Genomic DNA, 232 nt, shown 5'->3' on the forward strand with positions numbered 1-232 from the left:
GGTATCAGGGTCAGTGGTCCCCTTTTTCCTGTACAATCAAGAATCAGATTGTAATTAGTGAAGTCAGACTCCTCCCCTTTAAATTGAATATAAACATCACGAGCAGGACCAGTTCCCACATTAGCTACAGAAATATTTAATCCACCAGTTCCGTCAGGGTGAGGTTCAAAATATACAACTAACTTTGGTTCAGAACCGGCTTTTCTCAGTAACCTATTTTCTCTCCAGAGAA

Annotated in this window: 1 protein-coding gene; it reads right to left on the reverse strand. The window is 40.5% G+C overall.

Going from position 1 to position 232, the window contains the following annotated elements; genetic code table 11:
• On the reverse strand, positions 1-232 hold a 232-nt coding region (locus tag CWC11_RS23025; protein WP_502704807.1), incomplete at both ends, for a DUF8453 domain-containing protein.

This window comes from Pseudoalteromonas sp. S3178, from assembly GCF_005886985.1.
Classification (GTDB): Bacteria; Pseudomonadota; Gammaproteobacteria; order Enterobacterales; family Alteromonadaceae; genus Pseudoalteromonas; species Pseudoalteromonas carrageenovora.